Origin of the sequence: Burkholderia contaminans (assembly GCF_029633825.1) — a bacterium.
In the GTDB taxonomy this organism is placed as follows: Bacteria; Pseudomonadota; Gammaproteobacteria; order Burkholderiales; family Burkholderiaceae; genus Burkholderia; species Burkholderia contaminans.
Genome location: NZ_CP090645.1, coordinates 94,040 through 103,103, shown reverse-complemented (window position 1 = coordinate 103,103; position 9,064 = coordinate 94,040). Strand labels below are relative to the sequence as shown.

Sequence of the window (9,064 nt, the reverse complement as noted above, 5' to 3'; positions counted from 1 at the left end):
AGCTGATTTCATTATGCAACTCAGTCGGCGGATGCGGGCTTCGATGCGTGCTCGCACTCGAATGTCGCGAAGGTCGGTCAACCAGCGTTCGAATACGGCGGTCTTGATGAGTTCGATCATGTGTCAACTATGGCTGACACTTTTCGACCGTGTCAACTATGACTGACAATGATCGGGCCACCACATACTGTCTCGATCGGTGGGCGGGCGCCTTCAACCCTCGCCAAACCCGTCGTCCGGGTGCAGCGCTTCGAGCGGTTCGAGCATCGTCCTCACCCGCGTGAGTTCCATCACAAATTCGTCAATCAGATCAAGCGCGCCCAGCACCTGCTCGGGCAAGGTACCTTCGCGGCGCGACGGAACCGACGGTGCGCCATTCAATACTGAGTGCGCCATGCTGTGGATCTCAAGCAGATCGTCGCGTAGCCCCTCGGGATCATGAAGCTGGATGCGTATGCGATCGACAATATCGACGGCGGCCAGCAGGCGGGTGGTATCGTAGCTCGATTCGAGCCGCTCGAGCGCGGCGGTGTCGATATCGCCGAAATAGGTCGTCGTGATGGCCGGGCGTGCAGTCATGGTCGGGGTGCATAGGTACGGGCAGCATGGCCGAACAGCGGATCCTTGATCCAGGCTTCCGGCCGACGGTCCAGGTGCAGTTTATAGTGGCCGAAGCGGCGGATGTTGTGGGTCGGGTACGGGCTCAGAAACTCGATGTCTTCGGCGCGCACTTTCTCGCTGTTAGCCGCCATCTCGCGCAGCGCCTGCATCATGTCCACCGTGTTCTGCAAGATCACGGCCGATGCGACCAGGTCATTGTAGCGTAGCCGTTTCTGCTGTTCCTCCGGCTCGTTCTCGGCGATCACGTCACCGCCGAACGACAGCCATTTGGAGAAGCCGTTGTAAGACTCGATCTTGTTCGTGTTCGCGGTGACCTCCTGCCGCAATTCGAGGCTGCCGATCCACTCGAGCAGAAACACCGTGCGAACAACGTTGCCGAGCTCGCGCGCGGCCAGGTACAGCCGGTTCTTGCGGCTTTCGGAGCCGAGCCGGCGCAGCAGCAGCGGCGACGAGATCGTGCCTGCCTGAATCGACAGCGCGACCTGCATCAGCTCCTGCCAGTGCTGCTCGATCAGCACCCAGTCGATGGTCGCCTTGAACAGCTTGTCGACGTGCTTGTATTTGGCCTTGCTGTCTGGGCGGTACAGGACGAGATCCTTCCAGTTGCGAATCCGCGGCATCAGGTTGATGCCGAGCAGGTACGTGAACGCAAAAACGGCGGCCGACTGCCCCTGCGTGTCGGCATGGACCGTATCGGCCTTGATCGACAGGCCCGCTTTCAGCAGGCCCTCGATCACATAGATCGCCTCCCAGACGCCCGGCGGAATGAAGTGCTGGAACACCGCGATATAGTTGTCGGCAACGTGCCGGTACGCGACCGCGCCCATTTTTCGGTAGCGGAAGTGATAGCCGGCCAGCAGGTTGTTGTCGTAGAAGTCGTACTGCGTGCCGTCGGCCGCCACCGTCTTGCCATCGCCCCAGTGTTTTGGCAGGTCCAGCCGCAGGTACAGTTCGATCAGCTCGCGCTGTGCAGTCTCGAGCTTGTCCAGGCTCACGTGCCGACGGTTGACGAACGACAGCATGTGCGCGGTGACATCCGAGTCGAGATGGCGGGCCGCCTGGGTCGGGCCGAGATTGCAGCCCATCGCGAAAATCGTGAGCAGGTAGCGCTCGGCCGCCTTGCGAATCTGGGGATCGCTCCCGGACAGCGGCCCGAAGTGCCGCGTGAAATGCGTCCAGTGTTCGATGTTCGCGAGGATGTCCAGCATGTTTCGCGTCGGCAGGCGGGCGTTCAGCCGCTCCTGCAATGCGATCGCGCTCGCCGGGATCTCTTTCGCGACGGTTTTGCGCAGGATAGGTTCGCCGTGACGATCGATCACGACGTGCTCGCGCTTGCGCGGCAATTCGTCGTCGAGCTTGTGGGAAGCGTCGGTCAGCCATTGACGCAGGTGGCACACGAAGTCACTGCTGGTCGTGGGCATGCCGAGCTTGTCGCAATAGTCTGGCAACTGCTGCTCGCATTGCCGCCATGGCAGGAGGTGATCGCGATAGTCGGCGTAGGCGTCGGAGCCGGACACGCACAGATCGCCGACCCGTAGCTCTTCGGCCATGTACGAGAACACGCAGAGTTCGAGATACCGTCGATTGGTCGGCAATCCGTCGCCGTGGGTGCGACGTGCGAGCTTGCGCCACCGTGGCGCCGCAAAGCCCAGGTCAACATCAGCATCGATCCACTCGCGATGCCGCGACTCGTTTTCCAGCACGACGTCGAGCGCATCGAGCAGCGTGCGGACCGGGCTGGTCGAATCCCATTCGAGCGTACGGGCGACACGCATCATGACCGAACGGTGGGCCTTGAAGTGCTTCCAGAGCAGCGGCAGATAGTTGCGGCCGCTGAACGCGCGGATCGCCGCACAACTCTCGCGCAACGGCTCGAGATCGCCTTTCGGCGCAAGCAGCTTCCTGACCGCTCGGGCGATGGCCGTCTCGTCGGATTCATCGGCGAGAATGTCGACCACACCGTCCAGCAAGCCGACGAGATCCTCGACCTGATCACGCTGTTTTCGCTGAATGGCGTCCAGTTCGTCGCTCGCGCGCTTGTGGATCGCGCCCATGCGCCGGACGAACATGTCGGCGAGATCGTCGCGGGCGCGCACGCGCATACGGTTGAGCAGCGCGACGATCAGCGTGTAGCGCTTCTCGGGCGAAGTGTCGTTCCTGAGCGCCGACGCGTCGAGCGCCATCGCCTGATTGGCGAGCGAGCGCAACTTTGAGGCTGGAATCCCGGCGACGGCCAGTGAGAAATCGCCGAGCTCGTCGAGCCAGGAGACCTGCTCAATCAGCAGGTCCAGATGCTGGCGCGATGGGCGTTTCGCGTGACGCTTGATCCGGTTGTAGGCAGTCTGCCGGCTTGACAGATCACGCGCGAGCAACCGGTCGAGCGCGAGTTTCTGCTCATCGGTCAGGCGTCGCGTGACGCGCTTGAAGAGCCGGGACTGCGCCCGCGCGTGAATCTGTTCGGTCAGCCGATCGAGCGTCGAGAACGCCGGCAGTTCGATATCGCGCGCGATGAGTTCGTCGATCGTCGCGTTGATGATGTCGACCGGTTGGTCCATCGTCAGCGACGCCGTGTGCGCCGCCCGTGTCGCGATCGCGTTGGCGTCGGTGCCGTAATACGGCTTCACGTCCAGGTAGGTGCGAACCGCCGCGTAATGCCGGAACAGCGTTGGGGAGGTCTCTGTGTCGTAGCCGAACTGTACGGAGTCGCCGATATCCGCGGCTGCCCGAATATGCTCGACAACGGCGGCCGGAATGGTGTCGGCCGGCGGGAAATAGTGCAGTTGCTGAAAGACCTTCAGCAGCACCAGCAGGCCCAGTCGAGGTCGCTCACCGCGTGTTGAGCGGCGCGCCCATTCGAGCTCGTCGGGCAGTGGGGTGTAACAGGCTTGCAGTTCCCGGGGTGCCAGAACCTCGGGAAAGCGCGGGTACGCGGTACGTTCGAGGGTAGCCATTGCGGATCGTCCGGATCGCAGAGGGCCGCTTAGATTAGCGCAATAAAAATCTGGCGTTACTGCGCAAAATAGTAATAAGCAAGGCGGAGTTCATAACTACAAGGCTTATGATAGGAATTCGCGCTTACCTTGTCCATGCCCCAATTACCCTCCACCACCATCCAACCGCCCCAAGCATTCAAGAAAAGGCCGGCTCCTGTCTCGCAACTATCGGTAGTGAGGGCAATAAAAAAGCGAGCCCTTTGGGCCCGCTTCGATTTCAACATACCGCTTGCAACGAATGTCCGTGATACTTAGCCGGATGTCACTCTGCCCCAACATATGCGAATGATCAGCACGACGCACTCAGCCTTATGCGGTCTTGACCAGCCTAGGAACACTCGTCCTAGACGGCTCAAGGTACAACCCCGCTTTCGTTGGATTTACGTTCGCAGCTGGGTAGACCTCAAGAACTTGCAGTAGAGCTCGTCGCACCGTTTCGCGGAATTTCTTGTCTTCTGCAGCACCGGATCCGAATTGCAGCTTCAGCGCTTCCCATGGAACCGTTGTCGGGGCGCGCAGCGAAAAGTTTCGATACGTCAGCCAGCAATAGAGGTCGATAGCCATGGGGGACTGGCGAAGCGCCTTCAACGCTCGCAGATCGATCGGCACCGGAGCTTCGAGGATCTCCTTGAAAAATTTCTCGGACAAGGTCACCGTCGATTGCCAAAGCCCGGCTTGTTCAGGCGTTTGTGGGTCCCACCATAGGCACGTCTCTTCCGCTATGCTGAACTTGCGTGTGGCGAAGTCTGCGCCGGGTGCGGACCCTCCCCCATGAACGATCGCCATATCTGAGGCGAACAAGCGCTTCATCATTTCCCGCACGCGTGTGATCGACCCGTTTTTTCCACCCGTGTGCGACGAGATGCCGAGTGCATCCATAAAAGCCGAGAGAGACTTACCTAGGACAAGCTGCCGCTCTTTCGTGCGAACCGCCTCTGTGCCTAGCCACGCAAGGAGTAGCCGCGGAATTGTGCCGTACGGATAGCCCATGCTTTCGAGCTGGTTGGTCTTCTGCTCGAGATAGTAGCCAGGCTTGATAATCAAGCTCATGTCACCCGACGCGCGGCCCCAGACAGGCAAGTTTCGATCTGGCTCGCGATATGGCAGTGTCGCCTGGACGAGGGCACGGCCCATGAATCCCGCCATGCCGGCACGGAACGCGTCCTCGCGTTCTATGGCCAACGATTCTTCAAATAGACGAGTCGCAACATTTGGCCGGATCGCGGTCGACTTGGGTTCCGGCGACTTTCGCGTTGAGGTCTTCAATTTCGCGGCTTCAGGCATGATGGTGCTCGCTCAGTTTGGCGGATTAAAGCATAGGGCTTATGCGCAGTCACGCATATCTCGGGGCGAAGTAGCTGGATGTTGATAAACCCTGTGGATAACGCTACTTATCCACGCATAATTCGGGGCCAGATTTCGCATAAATGGGGGCGCAAGGCGCGCATAAATCGGGGCCAATTTCGCATATCTTGGGGCGCAGGCCGCATAAGTGGGGGCGGAAAGCTCTCCAACGTCATGATTCCAAAGGCGAAACATCGCGATCTAGGTTTTGCTTTTAGAAGTACGTTTACTTCTATGTTGCTTGTAGAAGGGCTCGCTTCAGTGGACAACCTTCGGTTGCCCACGCTCAGCGACCCCTCGACCACCACGCGAAGATAGCGAACGTCAAAACCGACGCCACAGCGCGTGGCCACCAGCCGTTCAAGGCTAATAGCCTCTGCCCCAACATATGCGAGCGGCTTTCTGCCCGCGAAACAGGGTTGCAGCAGCCGAGGCTTTGCCCCGAGTTATGCGCGTTGCGAGTCTCCGTAGGGCATGACGAGCTTCATACAGCGAGATCAAAACCCGCCCCAAGTTATGCGCGGAAGCAGCTTTCGGCAGCATGGCCCCAAGTTATGCGTAGCCAGACCGCTCCGCCGCCCCATCCTATGCGCGCGATGGTTCGACGAACGCCCCAATTTATGCGCATGGGCCGCCCCAGTCAGTACTCACTCTCGGCCGAATCGGCCACGGTGCGTTATGGGGCTCTGATCCACCAGAAACTGTTACGCAGTCGTCGCCCCAACTTATGCGTGAATCAGTACGCCGCTTCGCCCCAAGATATGCGCGGTGCAACAGCTAGCCGCCCCAAAATATGCGCGAGCCTAGGGGCATTTTCGCCCCGACTTATGCGCTCACGCCAAGCCTTTTCCGCTAATCCCGCGGTCGATCGTGATCAGCATTTGCAACCCACTGAAGGACAAGCTCCTTCAGTTTCTCGCCGAGTTCTTCTTGAGCAGGGCCAGTGACGCCCTTCAACGTCAACTCGGTTCTTCCGTCTGCGAATTGCTTCAGCATGCCGATTTCATCGCCGTTGCTCGTCCGAAATGGGAACTTCGATTGGTAGTGAATTTTGCTCCGCTTGCTGTCCGTTCCTTTGCTTTGCTCGGACGCGACCTGTTCAAGCTTCCGGACACTTGCTGTCCCCTCTATTACCTCTTTCAACCACCGTGCGGCGACAGCCTCGCCGGCGCGGTCGTATATCAACTTCAGATTGTAGGCGTGCGAAAGTCGAACGACGTCGGCGCGCTTCGCCATAGCCTCGAGGAGCGTAGTCGGAAGTGTCGTCAGCTGGAGCACTTTGCTGACGTGCTTGGGATCGCGGCCGACAGCGGCTGCGAGCTCCATTTGGTCACGATACACCCCGGCATCGAGTAACTTTTTCCATGCATATGCGTCGTCGAAGTCGGTCTGCTCGTCCCTATCCTTGTTTGCATGATAGGCGCGCAGATACAGGCTCTTCGGCTCCAGTTCCTCTTCGATGATCTCTGCTTCGATGAACTCGTCTTTTCGAAGAGCTGCGGCTCGAGTTCGTCGGCCCCCGTCAATAATTACCCATTTGTCGGGAAATTCCGGTAGGCGGGTCACCTTGATTGCTTCGAGCTGCCCTTGCGATCCAAACGACTCGGCGAGGTTGCTAATGGTTGTGGAGTCGTAAAAGACTCGAGGATTGTAAGGGTTCGGAATTGTGTCTGCGACGCGTATCCGGACCGGGCGCCGGTCTGACATCGCGGTGCCTTCGCGTGAAATTGCGCCCGGGATCCGTCTTGCTACTTCGCTAGGCAACTGATCAGCTACTTCGAGATGTGCTGTTTGAACGACCTTCGCCGCATCAAGCCGTGCAGTCGCAGATCTCGTCTGCTCCTCCATCCCCGCACGTACCCGGCTGGTCAAATCAAGCCTTCCTTTGCCGCTCATTCCTCACCCTCCCCGCTAGCGTTCCCCTGATGTAAGTCAACGACTGCCTCGAACAGCGCAGTGAAATCTGCCTTCGCTGCCTTGGTGTTTCGGAGGCCCTTCGCATCGAACACCGTCCGGCCGAGGGCTGCGGCTTGCCGGTAGACCTCGCGGTACGGAACCTTTTGGTCAAGTAAAGCAACCCCGCTTTCCTCAAGCAGCTGCACCATCTGTTCGCTGAGCATGGAGCGTGGCTGGAATTTATTTAGAAAAATTGCGACTTTTCCGTTTGGATTGATCGTTTGAGTCTGTTCGATGAGTTTGATCATTCCCTGGTTGCTCCACATTTCGAGAGGAGAAACGTCGGTTGGCACTAATGTGACGTCCGCGACGGCCAGGACGCGGCCGGTGGTGAGATCCGATATGTTTGGCGGACAGTCGACGATCACGATGTCGTACTCGTCCGCCAGCTTCGTTATCTGGTTGCCAATCATTTTCCCTAGCCCGGAGAGGCCAATGACCGGAAAAGGCAACGGTTGATCCTCTGCAGCCGACGCAGCCCAGCTCAAGCAGGATTGCTGGTCGTCGGTATCTGCTACGAGGACGTTGTAACCCTGCTCGTGGCAAGCACCGGCAAGATTCATCGTAGTGGTGGTTTTTCCTACCCCACCTTTCTGGTTTGCGACCGAAAACACCAAGCCCATCTTCGAACCTCCTTGGTCTATCCGCTAGGGGGCGGACCGTTCTCCAAAATCTCCACGTGGAGATTTTCCCTCGACCGGAGTCTAGTACATCACGAATTAAAATTGCAATATTTCGATGAAATTGATTACGCACCAACTCCGATTGGACGTGGCGCGGCCGCGGAGACGCAGAGAATTAACGGAATCCACACGATCGCCAACGACCGCTTCTTCAATCTCCACGTGGAGATCGCAGCTCTTGCGCAGTGCCACGTCTGGAATCTCCACGTGGAGATTGCAGGTCATGTACTGTTCCGTGTCTGGATCTCCACGTGGAGATTGTCGGCCTAATGGACGTGGCTCCGCGCGGACAGTGAGTCGACCGTCGATGCTGGAAGAATTTGGGGACGCATCGACAAATCTCCACGTGGAGATCGCGTTTCGCGGCACGGCCATGTCCAATCTCCACGTGGAGATCGAGGATGCGTCGTTACGACAAGTCATGACGCGACTCCGGTCACGGGCGGTAACGCGATTACTCTCAATGAAATCAACTCGATACCGAATGCAGGCCACTTGTGTCTCGCCATGCTGCGCGATCCCGGGTCACGAGGTCCCGCTGCGGTGCGGAGGTCACTTGCGAACCGCGGAGCGGGAGAGGCCGAGGAGTGTCGACGCGCCGTCTGGCGTGGGTAGGTTTGGAAGGAACATAGGTTGCGGCAGGGACGACGAACAAAGGAGGCGCGCATGGGCAGGTGGACAAGGTCGGGGGGGCGGGCGGCATCGAGATGGGCAGCCTATGGGCGATGGCATGCCGAAATTCATTGAGCCTGCACTGGCAGTCCTCGCGCACGTCCCCCAATGACAGGCACATGGGCGTACGAAATCAAATTCGATGGCTACCGGATGCTCGCCCGAATTGAAGGCTGAGACGTGCGAATCTTCACCAGGAACGGACATGACTGGACCGACCGTGTGCCGCATCTTCGCGGCGCGCTCGAGCGCCTATCGTTACAAAACGCATGGCTTGATGCAGAGGCAGTGTGGCTCGACGCCGCGGGGCGGCCGAGCTTCAGCGGCCTGCAAAATGCGTTCGATCGACGGCGCACGTCGGGCATTTCGCTAGTCGTGTTCGACTTGATGTGGCTGGACAACGGACGAAATCCAGTTTTCTGAAGCGATAGACGCAGCACCCGAAGTAATGCTGGCATCCGCATGTGAGCTCGGTCTCGAAGGCATCATTGGCAAGCAAATCGATGCGGCGTATCGCTCCGGACGGTCGGATCGGTGGATCAAACTGAAATGTGTCGAACGCCAGGCGTTCGTGATCGGCGGGTTTTCCCGCCGGAAAGGGGCGACAGCAGGGGTGCGGGCGATGCTGTTGGGCGTGTACGAGGAGGGCGGTCGCCTGCGCTATGTCGGCCACGTCGCGCCGAGCTTTACGCCGCGACAGGCTCGGGAATTCGAGAGTCGGCTCTCGGCGTTGGGTCGCAAACGCTCGCCGTTTGCCAGCCCCCCCCGAGCCTGAGTTCGATCGTTAGTTTTGCT

The 9,064-nt window shown here is 59.2% G+C and carries 7 protein-coding genes; 2 read left to right on the top strand and 5 right to left on the bottom strand.

Translation table 11 applies throughout. The features are described 5' to 3' along the window. Window positions 1–213: 213 nt before the first annotated feature. From tnpC to parA, 5 genes are all read right to left on the bottom strand, one after another. A complete protein-coding gene (gene tnpC, locus LXE91_RS42835; RefSeq protein WP_009693043.1) occupies window positions 214–579 on the bottom strand; it encodes a Tn3 family transposase post-transcriptional regulator TnpC in 366 nt (121 codons plus the stop codon). Then, window positions 576–3,572, bottom strand: coding sequence for a Tn3 family transposase (locus LXE91_RS42830; RefSeq protein ID WP_011875589.1), 2,997 nt, complete (start codon window positions 3,570–3,572; stop codon window positions 576–578). Before LXE91_RS42830 ends, tnpC begins: the two co-directional genes overlap by 4 nt. Window positions 3,573–3,923: 351 nt before the next feature. Next, complete coding sequence (locus LXE91_RS42825; protein ID WP_069301929.1) at window positions 3,924–4,898, bottom strand: replication protein RepA; 975 nt, start codon at window positions 4,896–4,898, stop codon at window positions 3,924–3,926. Between the two features lie 912 nt (window positions 4,899–5,810). Further along, entirely contained in the window at window positions 5,811–6,854 is a 1,044-nt protein-coding gene (locus LXE91_RS42820) for a ParB/RepB/Spo0J family partition protein (protein ID WP_069301928.1), read from the bottom strand. Next, window positions 6,851–7,537 carry a ParA family partition ATPase gene (gene parA, locus LXE91_RS42815; protein ID WP_009692909.1) on the bottom strand — a complete coding sequence of 229 codons (687 nt, stop codon included), beginning with the start codon at window positions 7,535–7,537 and terminating at the stop codon, window positions 6,851–6,853. The genes LXE91_RS42820 and parA overlap by 4 nt, the downstream gene beginning before the upstream one ends. 912 nt (window positions 7,538–8,449) lie before the next feature. Here parA and LXE91_RS42810 point away from each other — a divergent pair. Both LXE91_RS42810 and LXE91_RS42805 read left to right on the top strand, forming a co-directional pair. Further along, window positions 8,450–8,692, top strand: coding sequence for a hypothetical protein (locus LXE91_RS42810; RefSeq protein ID WP_226292011.1), 243 nt, complete (start codon window positions 8,450–8,452; stop codon window positions 8,690–8,692). Between the two features lie 25 nt (window positions 8,693–8,717). Beyond that, entirely contained in the window at window positions 8,718–9,044 is a 327-nt protein-coding gene (locus LXE91_RS42805) for an ATP dependent DNA ligase (RefSeq protein ID WP_009692910.1), read from the top strand. The last annotated feature ends 20 nt before the right edge of the window (window positions 9,045–9,064 follow it).

Coding starts and splice junctions, on each gene's coding strand:
- tnpC (WP_009693043.1), bottom strand. CDS start 579: ATGACTGCACGCCCGGCCATCACGACGACCTATTTCGGCGATATCGAC.
- LXE91_RS42830 (WP_011875589.1), bottom strand. CDS start 3,572: ATGGCTACCCTCGAACGTACCGCGTACCCGCGCTTTCCCGAGGTTCTG.
- LXE91_RS42825 (WP_069301929.1), bottom strand. CDS start 4,898: ATGCCTGAAGCCGCGAAATTGAAGACCTCAACGCGAAAGTCGCCGGAA.
- LXE91_RS42820 (WP_069301928.1), bottom strand. CDS start 6,854: ATGAGCGGCAAAGGAAGGCTTGATTTGACCAGCCGGGTACGTGCGGGG.
- parA (WP_009692909.1), bottom strand. CDS start 7,537: ATGGGCTTGGTGTTTTCGGTCGCAAACCAGAAAGGTGGGGTAGGAAAA.
- LXE91_RS42805 (WP_009692910.1), top strand. CDS start 8,718: ATGCTGGCATCCGCATGTGAGCTCGGTCTCGAAGGCATCATTGGCAAG.